The 18,783-nt window shown below is 70.1% G+C and carries 16 protein-coding genes and 1 tRNA gene; 7 read left to right on the top strand and 10 right to left on the bottom strand.

The window, feature by feature from the left end; translation table 11 throughout:
• The first annotated feature begins 71 nt into the window (after positions 1-71).
• Positions 72-1,706 carry a fatty acyl-AMP ligase gene (locus G6N64_RS28400; RefSeq protein ID WP_163801089.1) on the top strand — a complete coding sequence of 545 codons (1,635 nt, stop codon included), beginning with the start codon at positions 72-74 and terminating at the stop codon, positions 1,704-1,706.
• 107 nt (positions 1,707-1,813) lie between these two features.
• Here G6N64_RS28400 and G6N64_RS28395 read toward each other — a convergent pair whose 3' ends face one another.
• On the bottom strand, positions 1,814-2,428 hold the full coding sequence (locus G6N64_RS28395) for an AAA family ATPase (protein WP_163801088.1): 615 nt from the start codon (positions 2,426-2,428) through the stop codon (positions 1,814-1,816).
• A 111-nt stretch (positions 2,429-2,539) separates the two neighbouring features.
• Between G6N64_RS28395 and G6N64_RS28390 the strand changes: the two genes are divergently transcribed.
• Together G6N64_RS28390 and G6N64_RS28385 are read left to right on the top strand one after the other, a co-directional pair.
• Positions 2,540-3,496 carry an efflux ABC transporter ATPase subunit, DrrA-related gene (locus tag G6N64_RS28390; RefSeq protein ID WP_163801087.1) on the top strand — a complete coding sequence of 319 codons (957 nt, stop codon included), beginning with the start codon at positions 2,540-2,542 and terminating at the stop codon, positions 3,494-3,496.
• Positions 3,493-4,335, top strand: a complete 843-nt coding sequence (locus G6N64_RS28385) for an ABC transporter permease (RefSeq protein ID WP_163801086.1) — start codon at positions 3,493-3,495, stop codon at positions 4,333-4,335. Before G6N64_RS28390 ends, G6N64_RS28385 begins: the two co-directional genes overlap by 4 nt.
• 81 nt (positions 4,336-4,416) lie before the next feature.
• Here the strand turns inward: G6N64_RS28385 and pth are convergent, their stop codons facing one another.
• The 6 genes from pth to G6N64_RS28355 form a co-directional block, all read right to left on the bottom strand.
• Entirely contained in the window at positions 4,417-4,995 is a 579-nt protein-coding gene (pth, locus tag G6N64_RS28380) for an aminoacyl-tRNA hydrolase (protein WP_163801085.1), read from the bottom strand.
• A gap of 20 nt (positions 4,996-5,015) precedes the next feature.
• On the bottom strand, positions 5,016-5,693 hold the full coding sequence (locus tag G6N64_RS28375) for a 50S ribosomal protein L25/general stress protein Ctc (protein ID WP_163801084.1): 678 nt from the start codon (positions 5,691-5,693) through the stop codon (positions 5,016-5,018).
• 165 nt (positions 5,694-5,858) lie between these two features.
• Positions 5,859-6,725: an oxidoreductase gene (locus tag G6N64_RS28370; RefSeq protein WP_163801083.1), complete on the bottom strand. Its 867-nt coding sequence runs from the start codon at positions 6,723-6,725 to the stop codon at positions 5,859-5,861.
• A gap of 21 nt (positions 6,726-6,746) precedes the next feature.
• Positions 6,747-7,412 (bottom strand): LpqN/LpqT family lipoprotein, encoded by a 666-nt coding sequence (locus G6N64_RS28365; RefSeq protein ID WP_409370717.1) that lies wholly within the window; start codon positions 7,410-7,412, stop codon positions 6,747-6,749.
• Complete coding sequence (gene arsC / locus G6N64_RS28360) at positions 7,409-7,774, bottom strand: arsenate reductase (glutaredoxin) (protein ID WP_409370718.1); 366 nt, start codon at positions 7,772-7,774, stop codon at positions 7,409-7,411. Before arsC ends, G6N64_RS28365 begins: the two co-directional genes overlap by 4 nt.
• A gap of 10 nt (positions 7,775-7,784) precedes the next feature.
• A complete protein-coding gene (locus G6N64_RS28355) occupies positions 7,785-8,765 on the bottom strand; it encodes a ribose-phosphate diphosphokinase (protein WP_163801082.1) in 981 nt (326 codons plus the stop codon).
• A gap of 172 nt (positions 8,766-8,937) precedes the next feature.
• Between G6N64_RS28355 and G6N64_RS28350 the strand changes: the two genes are divergently transcribed.
• Positions 8,938-10,305 (top strand): DUF2254 domain-containing protein, encoded by a 1,368-nt coding sequence (locus G6N64_RS28350; RefSeq protein ID WP_163801081.1) that lies wholly within the window; start codon positions 8,938-8,940, stop codon positions 10,303-10,305.
• Here G6N64_RS28350 and glmU read toward each other — a convergent pair.
• Positions 10,302-11,762 (bottom strand): bifunctional UDP-N-acetylglucosamine diphosphorylase/glucosamine-1-phosphate N-acetyltransferase GlmU, encoded by a 1,461-nt coding sequence (glmU, locus tag G6N64_RS28345; RefSeq protein ID WP_163801080.1) that lies wholly within the window; start codon positions 11,760-11,762, stop codon positions 10,302-10,304. The two genes, G6N64_RS28350 and glmU, sit on opposite strands and share 4 nt — an antisense overlap.
• A gap of 83 nt (positions 11,763-11,845) precedes the next feature.
• Positions 11,846-11,917, bottom strand: a tRNA-Gln gene (locus G6N64_RS28340).
• A gap of 95 nt (positions 11,918-12,012) precedes the next feature.
• Here G6N64_RS28340 and G6N64_RS28335 point away from each other — a divergent pair.
• The 3 genes from G6N64_RS28335 to G6N64_RS28325 all read left to right on the top strand — a co-directional run bounded on the left by G6N64_RS28335 (position 12,013) and on the right by G6N64_RS28325 (position 17,422).
• Complete coding sequence (locus tag G6N64_RS28335) at positions 12,013-12,606, top strand: TetR/AcrR family transcriptional regulator (protein ID WP_163802184.1); 594 nt, start codon at positions 12,013-12,015, stop codon at positions 12,604-12,606.
• A gap of 133 nt (positions 12,607-12,739) precedes the next feature.
• Positions 12,740-16,426, top strand: coding sequence for a transcription-repair coupling factor (gene mfd / locus G6N64_RS28330; protein WP_163801079.1), 3,687 nt, complete (start codon positions 12,740-12,742; stop codon positions 16,424-16,426).
• A 33-nt stretch (positions 16,427-16,459) separates the two neighbouring features.
• On the top strand, positions 16,460-17,422 hold the full coding sequence (locus G6N64_RS28325) for a nucleoside triphosphate pyrophosphohydrolase (protein ID WP_163801078.1): 963 nt from the start codon (positions 16,460-16,462) through the stop codon (positions 17,420-17,422).
• Between the two features lie 85 nt (positions 17,423-17,507).
• Here G6N64_RS28325 and G6N64_RS28320 read toward each other — a convergent pair whose 3' ends face one another.
• The gene (locus G6N64_RS28320; protein ID WP_163801077.1) at positions 17,508-18,779 is read right to left on the bottom strand and encodes a Dyp-type peroxidase; all 1,272 of its coding nucleotides are present in this window, start codon (positions 18,777-18,779) and stop codon (positions 17,508-17,510) included.
• Positions 18,780-18,783 lie beyond the last annotated feature (4 nt).

Below are 18,783 nucleotides of genomic sequence, written 5' to 3'. Positions count from 1 at the left end.
GTCACGTGTACCAGGAGGAGCATTAATCGTCGGCAAGACCGGGCACAGGCGCCTGCATTCAGGAGGTCGTGGTGAGCAGATTTACCGAGAAGATGTTCCGCAACGCTCAGGAGAGTGCGCGGGGCATGGTGACCGGCGAACCGCACGAGCCCGTGCGGCACACCTGGCTCGAGGTCCACGAGCGCGCCCGTCGCATCGCCGGCGGCCTGGCCGCCGCGGGAGTCGGCCCCGGTGACGCCGTCGGCGTCCTGGCCGGCTACCCCGTCGAGATCGCGCCGACCGCGCAGGGCGTCTGGATGCGCGGCGCGAGCCTGACGATGCTGCACCAGCCGACCCCGCGCACCGACCTCGTCGTGTGGGCCGAGGACACGATGAACGTCATCGGCATGATCGAGGCGTCCGCGGTGATCGTCTCGGAGCCGTTCCTGGTCGCGATCCCGGTGCTCGAGGAGAAGGGCATCAAGGTCCTCACGGTCACCGACCTGCTCGAGGCCGAGCCGATCGATCCCGTCGAGACCGACGAGGACGATCTCGCGCTGATGCAGCTGACGTCCGGCTCGACCGGCTCGCCGAAGGCCGTGCAGATCACCCACCGCAACATCCACTCCAACGCCGAGGCGATGTTCGTCGGCGCGGAGTACGACGTCGACAAGGACGTCATGGTGAGCTGGCTGCCCTGCTTCCACGACATGGGCATGGTCGGCTTCCTGACCATCCCGATGTACTTCGGCGCCGAGCTGGTCAAGGTCACGCCGATGGACTTTCTCCGCGACACGCTGCTGTGGGCGAAGCTCATCGACAAGTACAAGGGCACGATGACCGCGGCGCCGAACTTCGCGTACGCACTGCTGGCCAAGCGGCTGCGCCGGCAGGCCAAGCCCGGCGACTTCGACCTCTCGACGCTGCGCTTCGCGCTGTCGGGTGCCGAGCCCGTCGAGCCCGCCGACGTCGAGGACCTCCTCGACGCGGGCAAGCCGTTCGGCCTCGATCCGACCGCCATCCTGCCCGCCTACGGCATGGCCGAGACCTGCCTCGCGGTGTCGTTCTCGCCGTGCGGCGCCGGCCTGGTGGTCGACGAGGTCGACGCCGACCTGCTGGCCGCCCTGCGCCGCGCCGTGCCCTCCACCAAGGGCAACACCAAGCGGCTCGCGTCGCTGGGCCCGCTGCTGCAGGACCTCGAGGCGCGGGTGGTCGACGAGAACGGCGAGGTCATGCCCTCCCGCGGCGTCGGCGTCATCGAACTGCGCGGCGAATCGCTGACCCCCGGCTACATCACGATGGGCGGCTTCCTGCCGTCGCAGGACAACTACGGCTGGTACGACACGGGCGACCTCGGCTACATCACCGAGGAGGGCAACGTCGTCGTCTGCGGCCGCGTCAAGGACGTCATCATCATGGCGGGCCGCAACATCTACCCGACCGACATCGAGCGTGCCGCGGGCCGCGTCGAAGGTGTGCGTCCCGGCTGCGCCGTCGCGGTGCGCCTGGACGCCGGCCACTCACGGGAGACGTTCGCCGTCGCGGTCGAGTCCAACGCCTGGCAGGACCCGGTCGAGGTGCGGCGCATCGAGCACCAGGTGGCCCACGAGGTCGTCACCGAGGTCGACGTGCGGCCCCGCAACGTGGTCGTCCTCGGCCCGGGCACCATCCCGAAGACCCCGTCCGGCAAGCTGCGTCGCGCCAACTCGGTCGCCCTCGTCACCTAGGCCTTCGGCCGTCCTCCGGCGAGCGTGCGTGTCTGCGGGCTACACGCCGCTGGCGAACCTTAGTTTCCGCACGCTCGCGCGACGCTAGAAGGCACTCAAACCTCGAGTCACAGCCGGACGTGTCGGATCCCCACCGCCGCCCGACGAAACTGGTAGCGGACGGGCCCCAACTTGGGAGCGGTCAGCGGGACGCCGGCCCGGGCCGCGACGTCCTCGACCACGTCGTCGATCGCGCGATCGTCGGTGTCGACGTGCTCGGCGAAGCGGTCGGTCGCCAAGGCGGTCACGCACCGCGTTATCTGCGCGATGCCCCAGGTCTCCTCCCGGCCTACCGCCCGGCCCACCCAGTACCCGCTGCGCGTCTGAAGTCGGCGACGCAGCGTCTCGGGCGACGCGATCAGCGCGAAGTGCCGGACGTCTACCCCCGCGGCCGCCAGCCCGCCCATCACCTCGTCGAAGTAGGCCGCCTCGACCAGCGTCATCGGCACCAGCACCGGCCCGTCGGGGTTGGCCCGCACGGCGTCGATCAGGGTCGCCACGACGGCCGCGCGCCACTGGGGCCGGTCCTGGAAGTCTCCCCGCGCGGCGGCGGGCAGCGTCTTCTGGATGGCGAAGCCGATCAGCTCCGGGTCGGCGACGTGCGAGCCGGCGATCCGGCGGTGCAGCTCGAACGCGGTCTGGGTCTTCCCGGATCCAAAGGCTCCGTTGATCCACATCAGCACGACGCGACTGTAGAACGCCCGGCGGTGAGTTTCCGTGCTGCGGCGAGTCTCACCGAGGGTGAACCGGAAACGCAGTGGCACGCGGTCGGACCCCGTCGATACGGTTGGCCGATGAACGCACCGGCCATCGAGGCGATCGACCTGGTCAAGCAGTTCGACGGTGTCACCGCCGTCGACGGCGTCAGCTTCTCCGTACCCGCGGGCACGGTCCTAGGCCTGCTCGGACCCAACGGCGCCGGCAAGACGACCACCGTGCGGATGATGACGACGCTGTCGACGCCGACGAGCGGCACCGCGCGCGTCGCGGGCTACGACGTCCTCGAGGATCCGGACATGGTGCGCCGCAACATGGGGCTGACCGGGCAGGCGGCCACCGTCGACGAGCTGCTGACCGGCAGGGAGAACATCCGGATGATCGGCGGGCTCTACGGCATCGGCAAGAAGGACCTCGCGCGCCTCGGCGATCAGCTGCTGGAGCAGTTCTCGATCGCCGAGGCCTCGGACCGGCCGGCGAAGACCTATTCGGGCGGCATGCGTCGGCGCCTCGACCTGGCCGTCAGCCTCATCGCCTCGCCGCCGGTGCTCTTCCTCGACGAGCCGACGACGGGTCTCGACCCGCGCAGCCGCAGCGACCTGTGGGAGGTGCTGCGGGGACTGGTCGCCGGCGGGACGACGTTGCTGCTCACCACGCAGTACCTGGAGGAGGCGGACCAACTCGCCGACGACATCGTCGTGATCGACCGCGGCCGCATCATCGCCAAGGGCACACCGCTGCAACTCAAGCAGCAGGCCGGCAACGCCAGCCTCGTCGTCACCGTCTCGCACGCCGTCGACCTGCCCGCCGCCCGAGATCTGCTCGCACGCACCGGCTCCGAGGTGCACGTCGACGTCGGCGCACGGCAGCTGACGGCGTCGGCCGACGGCATCGCCGACCTCACCACCGTGGCGAACTGGCTGCAGGAGAGCAGGATCGAGGTCGACGACATCGGCCTGTCCCGTCCGAGCCTGGACGACGTCTTCCTGTCACTGACCGGACACCGCGCCGACGACGAGGAGGTCCCCGCATGACCGCCGTGGCACCGCGCATCCAGACCGATCGGCCCGAGATCCGCCCCACGAACCTCGCCCAGCAGTCCTGGATCATGGTCAAGCGCAACATGATCCACACCAAGCGCATGCCGGAGATGCTGAGCGACGTGACGGTGCAACCGATCATGTTCGTGCTGCTGTTCGCGTTCGTGTTCGGCGCCTCGATCGCGACCAGGGGCGCCGCGTCCTACCGCGAGTTCCTGCTGCCGGGGATCCAGGCGCAGACGATCGTCTTCACCGCGTTCGTCGTGTCGACCGGCATCACCGCCGACGTGGAGAAGGGCATCATCGACCGCTTCCGGTCGCTGCCCATCCGACGGTCCGCGGTGCTGATCGGCCGTAGCGTCGCCAGCCTGCTGCACTCGTCGATCGGCGTGGTCGTGATGGCGGTGACGGGGCTGTGCATCGGCTGGCGGATCCGCGGCAGCGTCGCGGAGGCCGTGCTGGCGTTCGCGCTGATCCTGGTGTTCGGGTTCGGGATGATCTGGTTCGGCATCCTGATCGGGTCGCTGATGCGGTCGGTGGAGGCCGTCAACGGTGTCATGTTCACCGTGTTGTTCCCGATTACGTTCCTGGCCAACACCTTCGCGCCCACCGAGCCCATGCCGCACTGGTTGCGGGTGGTGGCCGAGTGGAATCCGGTGTCGTCGCTGGCGCAGGCGATGCGGGAGCTGTGGGGCAACGGTCCGGCCGCGCCGCCCGACGCGCAACTGCCGCTACACCATCCGGTGCTGGCCACCATCCTGTGGTCGATCGCGATGACGGCCGTGATCGCGCCGTTCGCGTTGCGCGCCTACGCGCGCCGTACCTCGGACTAGCCGCCGCCACGCACGTCGAGCCTGCTGGGAGATCGACCGCAACGCGCGGATCTCGATGTCACCGCAGTCTCGGGGAGGGGGTCACCCCCAGGCGTGCACGATGTTCTGCGCGGGCTCGAGCCCGTCGCTGATCAACATCTCCGCGGCGTCGGCGGCCTGCTCGCAGACGACCGCGACCTCGGGCAGTTCCTTCGTCTTGAAGTTCTCCAGCACGAACGACGCACCCGACTGGCGCCCGGGCGGACGGCCGATGCCGATCCGCACCCGGGCGAAGTCGTTGGTGCCCAACGCCGAACCGACCGATCGCAGACCGTTGTGCCCGGCGACGCCGCCGCCGAACTTCAGTCGGATGCGGCCGAAGTCGATGTCGAGTTCGTCGTGCATCACCACCACGTCGGCGGGCGCCACCGAGTAGAAGTTGGCGAGCGGGCCGACCTGTCTGCCCGACTCGTTCATGTAGGTCCGCGGCTTCGCCACGACCACCGACCGGCCGCCGAGGCGGCCGGTGACCACCTCGGCGCCGGACTTCTTGTGCACCTTGAAGCCCGAACCGATCCGGTCGGCCAGCACGTCGGCAACCAGGAAGCCCAGATTGTGCCGGGTGGTGGCGTACTGCGGCCCAGGATTTCCCAGGCCGACGACCAGGAGCGGTTCGGCCACGAAGGCGCGTCCTACCGGCTCTACTCGGAGTCGGACTCGGCGTCGGCGGAGTCCTCGTCGCCCTCGCCCTCTTCGGTGGTCTCCTCCGCGGGCTCCTCGACCAGCTCGCCGGCACCGTCGGCCTCGAGGTCTTCCTCGGTCGGGGCGACGATCACGTTGACGACGAGCAGCTCCGGATCGGAGATCAGCGTGACGCCGTCGGGCAGCTCGACCATGCTGGCGGTGATCTGCGTGCCCGCGGCGACACCCTCGACGGAGACGACGAGGTTCTCCGGGATCGACATGGCATCGGACTCGATCTCGATGACGTTGGACTCCTGGTTGACCAGGGTGCCCGGCGCGGCGTCGCCCTCGACGGCGACGTTGATCTCGACGGTGACCCGCTCGCCGCGGCGCACGATGATGAGGTCGACGTGCTGGATGTTGCGGCGGATCGGGTGGATCTCCAGCTGCTTGGGCAGCGCCAGGGCCTCGGTGCCCTCGATGTCGAGGGTCAGGACGGCGTTGGTGCCGAAGTTGCGGAGCACCGCGGCGAAGTCGCGCGCCACGATCTCGAGGTGCTGGGGGTCGGTGCCGTGGCCGTAGAGCACGGCGGGGACGCGGCCCTCGCGGCGGGCGCGGCGCGAGGCGCCCTTGCCGGTCTCCGTGCGAACCGTCGCGACGAGGTTGTTGGGGGTGTGTGCCTTGGCCTTGGCCATGATGTTCTGCTCCTGTGCCGGTCTGCGTGTGGGCGCGGCAAGGGCGGCTCGGCGCAGCCTGGGCTGCAGCTGAGTTCCCGTCGATAACGGTGGCTTCGCCGGAACCGGGGCCACCCTCGCCGTGATCGTGTAGAAGGTTAGCCGGTTCCGGGCGCGATCACGAAATCAGAGCGTGAAGTCGGTGCCCGTGAGCTGGGCCGACAACTCCCAGAGCGCGGCGGCGGTCTTGGCGTTGCTCGCCAGCGGGCTGCGAGCGACCTGCTGGGTGCGGCCGAACATCGTGAAGCGCGGGCCGATGAACGCGTCGCCGGGGACGTCCTGGGAGATCGCGTACAGCGTCTGGCGCGCGCCGAAGTCGGCGTCGGTGGCGACGGCGTTGGCGGCCTTCCACACCTTGCTGCCCAGCGCGTTGCCGGTGTTGCCCTGCAGGTTGGTCGCCGAGTAGCCGGGGTGCGCGGTGATCGCGCGAACGGGCGACCCGGCCAGTTCGAGCCTGCGCTGCAGCTCCTTGGTGAACAGCAGGTTGGCCAGCTTGGACTGCCCGTAGGCCGGCCACGCCAGGTACGGCCGGGACTTCCAGTTCAGGTCCTTGAGGCTGATGATGCCGATCAGGTGCATCAGCGAGGCCACCGTGACGACGCGGTCGGTCACCTTGGGCAGCAGCAGGTTGGTCAGCGCGAAGTGCCCGAGGTGGTTGGTGCCGATCTGACTCTCGAACCCGTCCTTGGTCTGCGCGTACGGGACGGCCATGATCCCTGCGTTGTTCACCAGGACGTCGACGGTGTCGACGCCGTCGGCGAACGCGCGCACCGAGGACAGGTCCTGCAGGTCGAGGCTGCGCACCTCCACGTCGCCCGGCATCCCCGCCGCCGCGGCCTCGCCCTTCTGCCGATTGCGGACGGCCAGGATCACCGTGGCGCCGGCGCGCGCCAGTTCGCGTGCGGTGATCTCGCCGAGGCCGCTGTTCGCTCCGGTCACGACGACGGTGCGTCCGGCGAAGGAGGGCAGGTCGGCGGCTGTCCAGTCGGTCATGACGACGACAGTAGCGGGACGCTACTTGGCGGCGGCGACCGTGAAGCCGGAGATGATCTGCTCGATGTCGGGACCGTTGGCGCGTGCCTCGTTCGCGAACGACGTCACGGTGAGCTGGACGAGGTAGCGCAGCCCGGGGATGTTGGCCGCGGGCGGCTTGCCGGTGGCGATCACGATGCGGTTGTAGCTCTGCATGCGTTGGCCGTTGAGGTCGTAGCTGCCCTCGATCATCGAGGACGGGAAGCCCTTGAAGTTCTCCTTCGACCCGTTGAGCTTGCGGAAGTCCTTGCTCATCTCGGCGTCGGCGTCGGCGTGCTTGAGCGCCTCGGCGACGTCGAAGTCGCCGGTGAGCCGGAACACCAGCAGCATCGCGATCGGATAGGTGGTGCCCTTGGCGATCGTCCGCGTGCCGGGCGCGAGGTTCGGGTTGGCGTACGGCTGCCAGCCCGGCGGCGAGGGGAGGGTGACGACGAGGTCGGTCAGCTTGTCCGGGGCAATCGCCGCGCCGGTGACGCCGATGCCCTCGAGGTACTGGGAGAACGGGACCAGCGGTTCGTCGCTGGTCGAGGTGGTCGTCGTCGGGGAACTCGACCAGAGCGACTTGTACTCCGGCGCGGCCGGACCGCAGGCCGTCAGGCCGACCGTCAGCACCGCGGCGGGCACCACCCAGCGGGTCAGGCGGTTCACAGCACCTCGCGGACGGCGTCGATCGGGCGCGCCAGCCGCGTCCCCTTCGCGGTGGTGACGAAGGGCCGCTCGATCAGGATGGGGTGTGCGGCCATCGCGTCGAGCAGGTCGTCGTCGGAGGCGTCGGCGAGCCCGAGTTCGGCGTAGAGCGATTCACGCTTGCGCACCGCCGCCCGCACCTCGATGCCGGCCTCGGCGATCAGCGTGGCGAGTGCGTCGCGGCTGGGCGGTTCCTTGAGGTAAAGCACCACGGTCGGCTCGAAGCCGTTGTCACGCAAGAGGTCCAGCGTCTTGCGCGACGTCGAGCACTTGGGGTTGTGGTAGATCGTCGCGGCGCTCGAGCGCCCGCCCTCAGCGGTCACGTTCGTCAGGTTACGCAGACCCGTCGAACAGGCTGGTGACGGAGCCGTTGTCGAACACCGCCCGGATGGTGTTGGCCAGCAGCGGGGCGATGGACAGCACGGTCAGCGCCGGGAAGCGCTTCTCCTCACCGATCGGCAGCGTGTTGGTGACGATGACCTCGCGGGCGCCGCAGTCGGCGAGGCGCTGGGCCGCCGGGTCGGACAGCACGCCGTGCGTCGCGGCGATGATGACGTCGGTGGCGCCGTCCTCGCGCAGCAGGTTCACCGCGCCGGCGATGGTGCCGCCGGTGTCGATCATGTCGTCGGTGAGGATGCAGGTCTTGCCGCGGACGTCGCCGACGACGCGGTTGGACACGACCTGATTGGGCACCAGCGGGTCGCGGGTCTTGTGGATGAACGCCAGCGGTACGCCGCCGAGCGCGTCGGCCCACTTCTCCGCGACGCGGACGCGGCCCGAGTCGGGGGAGACGACCACCATGTCGTGGTTCGAGTAGTTGTCGGCGATGTAGCCGGTCAGCAGCTTCTGTGCCCGCATGTGGTCGACGGGGCCGTCGAAGAAGCCCTGGATCTGGTCGGTGTGCAGGTCGACGGTCAGGATGCGGTTGGCGCCCGCGGTCTTGAGCAGGTCGGCGACCAGACGAGCCGAGATCGGCTCGCGGCCGCGGTGCTTCTTGTCCTGGCGGGCATAGGGGTAGAACGGCAGGATCGCGGTGATCCGCTTCGCGCTGCCGCGCTTCAGGGCGTCGATCATCAGCAGCTGTTCCATCAGCCACGTGTTGAGCGGCGCGGGGTGGGACTGCAGGACGAAGGCGTCGCTGCCGCGCACCGACTCGTCGAAGCGCACGAAGATCTCGCCGTTGGCGAAGTCCCGCGCGGTCTGAGCCGTCACCGGGACGTCGAGCTCCTTCGCCACCTGCTCGGCGAGTTCGGGGTGCGCGCGGCCCGAGAAGAGCATCAGGCTTTTGCGGTTGTCGGTCCAGTCCGTAGCCACTTCAGCTGCCTTCACGGTCGGCGGTCGATACGGGGGCAATGGTACGTAGCGCGCACGTCGTCACGCGGCTGGGTTACGAGAATGCCAACAAACGGCGATCCCGCGCTACTCGTCGGTAGGAATTCGAGCCTGCCGCACGGGGCCCAGCGGACGTGGGAGGAAGGTGGTGCCCATGACCCTTACGTCGGCCGTGGACCGCGGACGGACGAGACTCCTCGACGCCGTCCGGACGCGGCTGTGGCCGCTGCCGTCGGTGAGCATCGCCGTGGCGATTGTCGCGGGAGTGGCGCTGCCCGAGCTGGACGCGCGGATCGACGGCTCGCTGCCCGACGTGGTGGCGGGCTTCCTGTTCGGCGGTGGTGCAGGAGCCGCGCGCGAGGTACTGGGCGCCATCGCCTCGTCGGTGATGACCGTGACGTCCCTTACCTTCTCGCTGACGCTGGTGACGCTGCAGCTCGCGAGCGGACAGTTCTCGCCGCGGCTGCTCCGCACCTTCGTGGGCGATGCCGTCGTGCATCGGACGCTCGGCCTGTTCCTGGCCACCTTCACCTACGCGCTGACGGTGCTGCGCACGGTGCGCGACGCCGACGACGACGGCTCCGTGTTCGTGCCTCAGATCTCGGTCACCGTCGCCTACTTGCTCGCCGTGGTCAGCGTGGTGGTCCTCGTGCTGTTCCTCGCGCATCTCGTCCGGCAGATCAGGGTGGAGACGATGCTCGGGTCGATCCTCGCCGACTCGTCGAAGATCCTCGACGAGGTGAGCGAGGAGGACGTGCCGCGACTCGCCGACGCGCCTCGGCCACCGGACGGTGCGACCACCGTCCTGGCCACCCGCACGGGCTTCGTGACCGGGGTCGACCCGCGGCGACTGGTCCGGGCCGCCGAGCAGGCGGGCGCCGTGGTGCAGGTCGCGCGTCGGCCGGGAGACTGGCTCGTCCGGGACACCCCGGTGGCCTTCGTCTGGCCCTCGGGCACGGGCCTCGCCGACGACGTGGCGGACCGGATGCGGGACTGCATCGCGACGACCGTCCACATCGGTGACGAACGGACGCCGGTCGACGACATCGGCTACGGGGTCCGGCAGCTGACCGACGTCGTCACCAAGGCGCTGTCGCCGGGCGTCAACGACCCGACGACCGCCGTACACGGCATCGGCTTCCTGTCGGCGCTGCTGAGCCGGCTGGCCCGGCAGCGGCTGGGCTGTGCCGAACACCGGGACGGCGACGGCGTGCTGCGCGTCCTGGTGCCGGGCCCGTCCTTCGGAGAACTGCTGGACGAGGCGGTCAGCGGGCCGCGGCACTACGGCCGCACCGATGCCGCCGTCTCGACGGCGCTGACCCGCCTGCTGCGCGACGTGGCGTGGTGCGCCGGAGACGGCCACGGCGACGCGATCTCCAGCCAACTGACCCGCCTGCGCCGGACCATCGCGGCGCAGGACTTCGACGACGTCGAGCGCGCCGATCTGGGACGGTCCACGCGCGCCGTAGAGGACGCGCTGTCGGGCCACTGGCGCGACCCCACGAGCGAGGGCGTCGTCTAGGACCCGTCCTCGGGGTGCTCCGCGCCGGCGCTCCTCGCGGCGTCCGCGGCGGCGCTGTCGGGCCGCTTGCGCAGCACCCACCCCTCGATGTTGCGCTGCGGACCGGCCGACACGGCGAGCGCGCCGGGCGGCACGTCGTCGCGGATGACGGTGCCCGCGCCGGTGTACGCGCCGTCGCCCACGGTCACGGGCGCCACGAACATGGTGTCCGATCCGGTGCGGACGTGCGATCCGATCGTGGTGCGCCGCTTGGTTTCCCCGTCGTAGTTGACGAAGACGCTGGAGGCGCCGATGTTCGAGTGCTCGCCGATGTCGGCGTCGCCCACGTAGGTCAGGTGCGGCACCTTCGTGCCGGCGCCGATGACCGCGTTCTTCGTCTCGACGAACGCGCCGAGCTTGCCGTCGGCACCGAGTTCGGTACCTGGCCGCAGATAGGTGAACGGGCCCACGACGGCGTCGGGGCCGATCGTCGACGACGTGCCGTGCGTCCGGATCACCGAGGCACGGTCGCCGACCGTGATGTCGGTCAGCGTGGTGTCCGGGCCGACCTCGCAGCGGGCGCCGACGGTCGTCCTGCCCAGCAGCTGGGTGCCCGGCCGCACCACGCTGTCGCGGCCGATGGTCACGTCGACGTCGATCCACGTCGTGCCGGGGTCGACGACGGTGACGCCGCTGCGCTGGTGGGCGGCGACGATGCGGCGGTTCAGTTCGGCACCGAGGTGGGCGAGCTGCACCCGGTCGTTGACGCCGGCGACGAGCGCGCTGTCGTCGACGTGGTGAGCGCGCACCACGTGCCCCCGCTCCCGGATGATCGAGATCGCGTCGGTCAGGTACAGCTCGCCCTGGGCGTTGTCCGAGCGCAGTTGGCTCAGCGCGTCGCGGAGCGCGGTGATGTCGAAGGCGTAGACGCCTGCGTTGACTTCATCGATGACCAGCTGCGACGGCGTGGCGTCGGCCTGCTCGACGATGCCGATGACCTCCCGGTCCTGCGTGCGCAGGATGCGGCCGTACCCGGTCGGGTCGGGGACGGTGGTGGTGACCACTGTCGCCGCGGCCGACTCGGCGCCGTGTCCGTCGATCAGGCCGGCCAGGGTGCGTGCGTCGAGCAGTGGGACGTCGCCCGCCGTCACGACCACGGTGCCGTCGAAGGCCGCGGGCAGCGCACCGAGCCCGCATGCCACGGCGTGCCCGGTGCCGTGTTGCTGCTCCTGCACGGCGACGTCGATCCGGCGGCCCAGTTCGGCGGCGACACCCTCGACGGCCGCCGACACCTGCTCGCGGTTGGCACCCACGACCGCGACGACGTGCTGCGGGGAGACCTCGGCGATGGCGTGCAGGGCGTGCGAGATCATGCTTCGGCCTGCGAGCGCGTGCAGCACCTTGTTGGTGTCGGAGCGCATCCGGGTGCCCGCCCCGGCCGCCAGGACGATGACCGCGGCCTCGCCTCGTGTCGTCATGTGACCTTCTTTTCACGCGAGCGTGCGCAGAGTGTGGGATTTTGGCGGCGTGTCGGCCGCAGACGCGCACGCTCGGCGGGGGGCTCCGTCGCCAGGACTCGAACCTGAACTATCTGTACCAAAAACAGAGGTGCTGCCGATTACACTACGACGGACTGTTCGGTGAGACTCTAGTCGACGCCCGAGGCATCGAGGATAGGGTCGTCACGTGGCCGCACCGGAGAAGGAGCCCCGCGCACCTCGTGCCCGGATGACCGGTAGCGAGCGCCGCCAACAGCTGATCGAGATCGCGAAGTCGCTGTTCGCCGAGCGCGGCTACGACGGCACGTCGATCGAGGAGATCGCGCAGCGCGCCAACGTCTCCAAGCCCGTCGTCTACGAGCACTTCGGCGGCAAGGAAGGGCTCTACGCCGTCGTCGTCGACCGCGAGATGTCGGCTCTGCTCGACGGCATCACGTCGTCACTGAGCAACAACCGCTCCCGCGTGCGCCTCGAGCGGGTCGCGCTGGCGCTGCTCACCTACGTCGAGGAACGGACCGACGGCTTCCGGATCCTCATCCGTGACTCGCCGGCCGCGATCACCTCGGGGACCTACTCGACCCTGCTGAACGACGCCGTCAACCAGGTGTCGTCGATCCTCGCCGGCGACTTCTCCCGGCGGGGTCTCGACCCCGAACTCGCGCCGCTCTACGCGCAGGCGCTCGTCGGTTCGGTGTCGATGACGGCGCAGTGGTGGCTCGACACCCGCGAGCCCAAGAAGGAAGTCGTCGCCGCCCACCTGGTCAACCTGATGTGGAACGGGTTGACCCACCTCGAGCCCGACCCGGCGCTGCACGAGCAGTAGGCCAGCACGCGCGCCCCCGCCGCGAGTGGGGCCTGGGTACGGCATCGGCCCGTTTTGCGTGCGGGAGGCCCACGGTGGCGCCGGTCCGCCGGGTGAGATGCCGCCTGCCGCAACCTCCTACAATGGGATCATCATGAACGCACCGGGGTACGACCATGTCCAGACCCCGATTCGCGGGCTCGTCGAGCTGGCGCTCACCGACCCGGGCCTGCGCGACGTCACGCGCCGGGCCGCCGAGGGCGTCGCCGAGGCCGCACTGGTCGGGCCGGCCGCCGCCCGGCTGTTCGTCGCGGCCGCGCTGGTGGAGGTCGGGCCGCTGCTGGTGGTCACCGCCACGGGCCGCGAGGCCGACGAGCTCGCGGGCGAACTGCGCGCGGTCCTCGGCGACGCCGTCGCGATGTTCCCGTCCTGGGAGACGCTGCCGCACGAACGCCTGTCGCCGGGTGTGGAGACCGTCGGCGCGCGGATGAAGGTGCTGCGCCGGCTCGCCCATCCGGAGGACACCCGCCTGGGACCGCCGCTGCGGGCGGTGGTGACGACCGTCCGCTCGCTGCTGCAGCCGATGCCGCCGGACGTCGCGGGCATCGAGCCGGTGTCGCTCACCGTGGGCGTCGACGCCGACTTCGACGGCACCATCGCCCGTCTCGTCGAACTCGCCTACACGCGCGTCGACATGGTCGGCAAGCGCGGCGAGTTCGCGGTCCGCGGCGGCATCCTCGACCTCTTCCCGCCGACCGCCGAGCACCCCGTCCGCATCGAGTTCTGGGGCGACGAGGTGTCCGAGATGCGGATGTTCTCGATCGCCGACCAGCGGTCCATCCCGGAGATCGAGATCGACACCGTCGTCGCGGTGCCCTGCCGCGAGATGCTCCTGACCCCGGACGTGCGGGACCGCGCGGCGGCGCTGTCCGCCGAGCACCCGGCAGGCGGGGAGTCGGTCACCGGCACGGTCGGCGACATGCTCGCCAAGCTCGCCGAGGGCATGCCGGTCGACGGCATGGAAGCGCTGCTGCCGGTGCTTCGTCCGACGGACCTGTCGCTGCTCGTCGACCAGTTGCCCGACGGCACGCCCGTGCTGGTGTGCGACCCCGAGAAGGTGCGCACCCGCGCCGCCGACCTCATCAAGACCGGCCGCGAGTTCCTCGAGGCGTCGTGGTCGGTGGCGGCCGTCGGCGGTGACGCGCCCATCGACATCGAGCAGCTCGGCGGTTCGGGCTTCCGCGAATTGAGCGACGTGCGTGCCGGCGCGACGGTGGGCGGTCACCCGTGGTGGACGCTCAGTCAGCTCGGCGACGAGCAGGCCGTCACCCTGGACGTCCGGGCGGCTCCGTCGGCGCGGGGTCAGCAGGTCGGGATCGACGAGATGTTCGCGATGCTGCGCGCGCACGTGGCCACGGGCGGCCTGGCCGCGATCGTCGCCCCCGGTGCGGGTACGGCGCACCGCATCGTCGAGCAGCTGGGCGAAGCCGACACTCCCGCAGGCATGTTGGAGCCGGGCGCCGCACCCAAGCCGGGCGTCGTCGGCGTCCTCACCGGCCCGCTCTGCGAGGGCGTGGTGCTGCCCGGCGCCAACCTCGTCGTCGTCACCGAGACCGACCTCACCGGCAACCGTGCGTCGGCCAACGAGGGCAAGCGGCTTGCCGCGAAGCGCCGCAACGTCGTCGACCCGCTGGCGCTGACGGCCGGCGACCTGGTGGTGCACGACCAGCACGGCATCGGCCGCTTCGTGGAGATGACCGAACGGACCGTCGGCGGGGCGCGCCGCGAATACCTGGTACTCGAGTACGCGTCGAGCAAGCGTGGCGGCGGATCCGACAAGTTGTTCGTGCCGATGGACGCCCTCGATCAGCTGTCCCGCTACGTCGGTGGTGAGGCGCCGACGCTCAGCAAGCTCGGCGGCAGCGACTGGCAGAACACGAAGACCAAGGCGCGCAAGGCGGTTCGCGAGATCGCCGGTGAGCTCGTCGCCCTCTACGCCAAGCGCCAAGCCGCACCCGGTTACGCGTTCGGCCCGGACACTCCGTGGCAGAACGAGATGGAGGACGCGTTCGGGTTCACCGAGACCATGGACCAGCTGACCGCGATCACCGAGGTTAAGAACGACATGGAGAAGGCGGTCCCGATGGACCGCGTCATCTGCGGCGACGTGGGCTACGGCAAGACCGAGATCGCGGTCCGTGCGGCGTTCAAGGCCGTGCAGGACGGCAAGCAGGTCGCCGTTCTCGTCCCGACGACGCTGCTCGCCGATCAGCACCTGCAGACGTTCTCGTCCCGGATGGCGGGGTTCCCGGTGACGGTGAAGGGGTTGTCGCGGTTCACCGACCCGGCCGAGTCGCGCGCCGTGCTCGAGGGGATGAAGGACGGGTCGGTCGACATCGTCATCGGCACGCACCGCCTGCTGCAGACCGGTGTGACGTGGAAGGACCTCGGCCTGGTCGTCGTCGACGAGGAGCAGCGCTTCGGCGTCGAGCACAAGGAGCACATCAAGTCGATGCGCACCCACGTCGACGTCCTCACGATGAGCGCGACGCCGATCCCGCGCACACTCGAGATGAGCCTGGCAGGCATCCGCGAGATGTCGACCATCCTGACCCCGCCGGAGGAGCGCTTCCCGGTGCTGACCTACGTCGGCCCCCAGGACGACAAGCAGGTGGCGGCGGCCCTGCGCCGCGAGCTGCTGCGCGACGGGCAGGCGTTCTACATCCACAACCGGGTGCGGTCCATCGACTCGGCGGCCGCGAGGATTCGCGATCTGGTGCCCGAGGCGCGCGTCGTGGTTGCGCACGGGCAGATGCCCGAGGAGCAACTGGAGCGCACCGTCGAGGGGTTCTGGAACCGCGAGTTCGACATCCTGGTGTGTACGACGATCGTCGAGACGGGCCTGGACATCTCGAACGCCAACACCCTGATCGTGGAGCGCGCCGACACGTTCGGCCTGTCGCAGCTGCACCAGCTGCGGGGCCGCGTGGGCCGCAGCCGTGAACGCGGCTACGCGTACTTCCTGTACTCGCCCGAGGTGCCGCTCACGGAGCTGGCCTACGACCGTCTGGCCACCATCGCGCAGAACAACGAGCTGGGTGCGGGCATGGCCGTGGCGATGAAGGACCTCGAGATCCGCGGTGCCGGAAACGTTTTGGGCGCCGAGCAGTCCGGGCACGTCGCGGGCGTGGGGTTCGACCTGTACGTGCGGCTGGTCGGCGAGGCCGTCGAGGCCTACCGGGCCGCGGTCGACGGCAAGACCGTCGCGACGGTGGAGGAGCCGAAGGACGTCCGCATCGACCTGCCGATCGACGCGAACCTGCCGCCGGAGTACATCGGCAGCGACCGGCTCCGGCTCGAGGGCTACCGGCGTCTGGCGGCCGCCTCCGACGAGGCGGGGATCGCCGCCGTCGTCGACGAACTCGTCGACCGGTACGGTCCGCTGCCCGAGCCCGCGCAGCGGCTGGTGGCCGTCGCGAGGCTGCGACTGCTGTGCCGCGAGTTCGGCGTGACCGAGGTGCTCGCCGTCAACGAGTCGACGCTGCGCGTCTCGCCGCTGCCGCTGCAGGACTCCCAGCAACTTCGGCTGAAGCGGATGTACCCGAGTGCGGCGTTCCGCGCGACGACGTCCACGGTAACGATCCCGATCCCCCGGGCGGGCAGCGGCATCGGTGCGCCACGCATCCGTGATCTTGAATTGGCCGGTGCCGTAGCGGGATTGCTGCTGGCGCTGAATGGCAGACCCCAATCGGATGTTGATATAACCGACTTCGAACGGTGGCGCGACCAGCAGGGTTCGGGTGACCAACGACGAGTGACGGCGAGCCCCGCCCGGAAGTAGAGGAACGAACATGGTCGAGTTCCGGCGTGCGCGATGACCGTCGTCCTGGTGGATCCACGTCGCCCGGCGCTGGTCCCCGTCGAGGCCGTCGAACTGCTCGCCGGCGACGTGCAGTACACCGAGGAGATGCCGATCCGGGTGCCGTGGTCGCTGCCCTCGGCGCGGCCCTGCCTCAGCGGTGACGTCGACGACGACGCCGCCCCGGTGCTGCTGTCGTCGGATCCCGATCATCCGACGGTGCGGGCGCGGTTGGCCGCGGGGGAGCGGCTGATCGCCGCGCCACCCGTCCAGGCCGGCGAACGGCTGCTGGACGCCGTCGCGACGATGGACAAGCTGCGGACGGCCGGGCCGTGGGAGAGCGAGCAGACCCACGATTCGCTGCGGCGCTACCTGCTCGAGGAGACCTACGAACTGTTCGACGCCGTGCGCGGTGGCAACGTCGACGAGCTGCGCGAGGAACTCGGGGACGTGCTGCTGCAGGTGCTGTTCCACGCACGGATAGCCGAGGACGCCACGGACGGCGCGTTCGGCATCGACGACGTCGCCGACGCGCTGGTGCGCAAGCTCGTCAACCGGGTGCCCGCCGTGCTCGCGGGGCAGTCGGTGTCGCTCGAGGAGCAGCTGGCGCAGTGGGAGGAGCGCAAGGCGCTCGAGAAGCCCAGGGAGTCGGCGATGGACGACGTGCCCACGGGCCAGCCCGCGCTGGCGCTCACGCAGAAGGTCTATCAGCGGGTGCGTGCGGCGGGCCTACCCACCGACCTGATCCCCGACGGGCTGGTGACGGTGGGGGAGTCACACGACGGCGACGCCGAGAACGCGCTCCGCACGGCGACGTTGGACTTCATGGACACCGTGCGCGCCGTGGAGAGGGCCGTCGCGGCGACGCGCCGAGGCTCCGAGACCGCCGCTGCGCTCGACGACTCGTCGGTCGGCGCGATCACCGAGGACGAGTGGCGGGCGCACTGGCCGGAGGATTCCTCGCCGAAACTGCTGTGAGATCGCGAATCAGCGCGAAGTCGCGATCTCCCCGCAGGATCACGCGGCGGGCCGGCGGGGTGACGCGGCGGGCCGGCGGGGTGACTCAGGCCAGCAGCTGGTCGCCGAGGAAGCGGTCGTCGCCCTCGACGCCGGGCAGCATGAAGAAGAACCCGCCGCCCACGGGCAGGATGTACTCCTCGAGCGGCTCGCCCTTGAGGCGCTTCTGCACGGCGAGGAACCCCTTCTCGAGGCTGCGCTGGTAGGCGATGAACGCCAGGCCCTGGTCGAGGCGGCCCGCACCGTCGAACCCGCGGGAGTAGTTGAAACCCCGTCGTAGGATCAAATTCTCGTCGGTGTCGGCGGTTCGCGGATTGGCGAGCCGGATGTGGGCGTCCAGCTTGATCCGCGTGCCGTCGGGGTCCGACGGATAGTCGGGGTCGGCGAACTCGTCGGTGAGGCCGAGGGGCGCGCCGCTCACCTTGCTGCGACCGAACAGCGCCTCCTGCTCGACGAGTTGCGTGCGGTCCCAGAACTCGACGAACATCCTGATGATGCGCACGGCCTGATACGACCCGCCGACCGCCCACTCCGGTTCGCCGTCGTCCGCGCCGACCCAGACGTGGCGGTCCATGACGGCGTCGTCCTCGACGTCCAGGTTGGCCGTGCCGTCCTTGAAGCCCAACAGGTTTCGTGGCGTCTGCGCGTCGGTCGTCTGCCCGGCGCCGATGCCGCGGGCGTACCCGTCGATCATCCACTTGAGCGTGAGATCGCTGCGCGTGCGTCGCATCAACTGCCGTAGTGCGAACTGCACGGTGTCGTTGTGGCCGGCTTCGAAGATGATCGAGATGTCGCCGTGCGACAGCTTGGGGTCCAGTCGGTCGTTCGCCAGGAACGGCATCTTGACCAGGTCCTTGGGCTTGCGATCGGCCAGGCCGAACCGCTCGTCGAACAGCGACGCGCCGACGCCGACCACGATGGACAGGTTGTCCGGCGGCGGCTTCTCCCCGAGGATGCCGGAGTCGACCGGCGGGAACTGCGGGTCGCGGGCCTCGGGCGGCTTGCCGGCCATCAGTCCGCGGATCTCTTCGGTCAACTCCTGCAACGTGTTCCGCAGCCCGTCACGCTCGCGGGACTGCAGGTTGAACGATGCGACGAGCCCCTGCTCGGGGATCGGCAGCGCCGTGATGCCGGTCTGGTGCGACCCCTCGAACGAGACGAACTCGGGGTCGGGGCGTCGCCGCTTGGGGTCGTGGTCGTCGTCTCCCGTGAACGCCAGGGTGGCGCCGACGCCCACTGCGGCACCGGCGCCCGCGCCGAGGGCACCCGTGACGAATCCTCGTCGCGAGAGTCCCCTGCGCCTCGGTTCGTCGGTCACGTGC

Source organism: Mycolicibacterium sediminis (assembly GCF_010731735.1).
Classification (GTDB): domain Bacteria; phylum Actinomycetota; class Actinomycetes; order Mycobacteriales; family Mycobacteriaceae; genus Mycobacterium; species Mycobacterium sediminis.
Note: the sequence above shows the minus strand (reverse complement) of the source record. Positions and strands in the feature narration are given on the sequence as shown.

Coding starts and splice junctions, on each gene's coding strand:
- G6N64_RS28390 (WP_163801087.1), top strand. CDS start 2,540: ATGAACGCACCGGCCATCGAGGCGATCGACCTGGTCAAGCAGTTCGAC.
- G6N64_RS28385 (WP_163801086.1), top strand. CDS start 3,493: ATGACCGCCGTGGCACCGCGCATCCAGACCGATCGGCCCGAGATCCGC.
- G6N64_RS28375 (WP_163801084.1), bottom strand. CDS start 5,693: ATGGCCAAGGCCAAGGCACACACCCCCAACAACCTCGTCGCGACGGTT.
- G6N64_RS28370 (WP_163801083.1), bottom strand. CDS start 6,725: ATGACCGACTGGACAGCCGCCGACCTGCCCTCCTTCGCCGGACGCACC.
- G6N64_RS28350 (WP_163801081.1), top strand. CDS start 8,938: ATGACCCTTACGTCGGCCGTGGACCGCGGACGGACGAGACTCCTCGAC.
- glmU (WP_163801080.1), bottom strand. CDS start 11,762: ATGACGACACGAGGCGAGGCCGCGGTCATCGTCCTGGCGGCCGGGGCG.
- G6N64_RS28335 (WP_163802184.1), top strand. CDS start 12,013: ATGACCGGTAGCGAGCGCCGCCAACAGCTGATCGAGATCGCGAAGTCG.
- mfd (WP_163801079.1), top strand. CDS start 12,740: ATGAACGCACCGGGGTACGACCATGTCCAGACCCCGATTCGCGGGCTC.
- G6N64_RS28325 (WP_163801078.1), top strand. CDS start 16,460: ATGACCGTCGTCCTGGTGGATCCACGTCGCCCGGCGCTGGTCCCCGTC.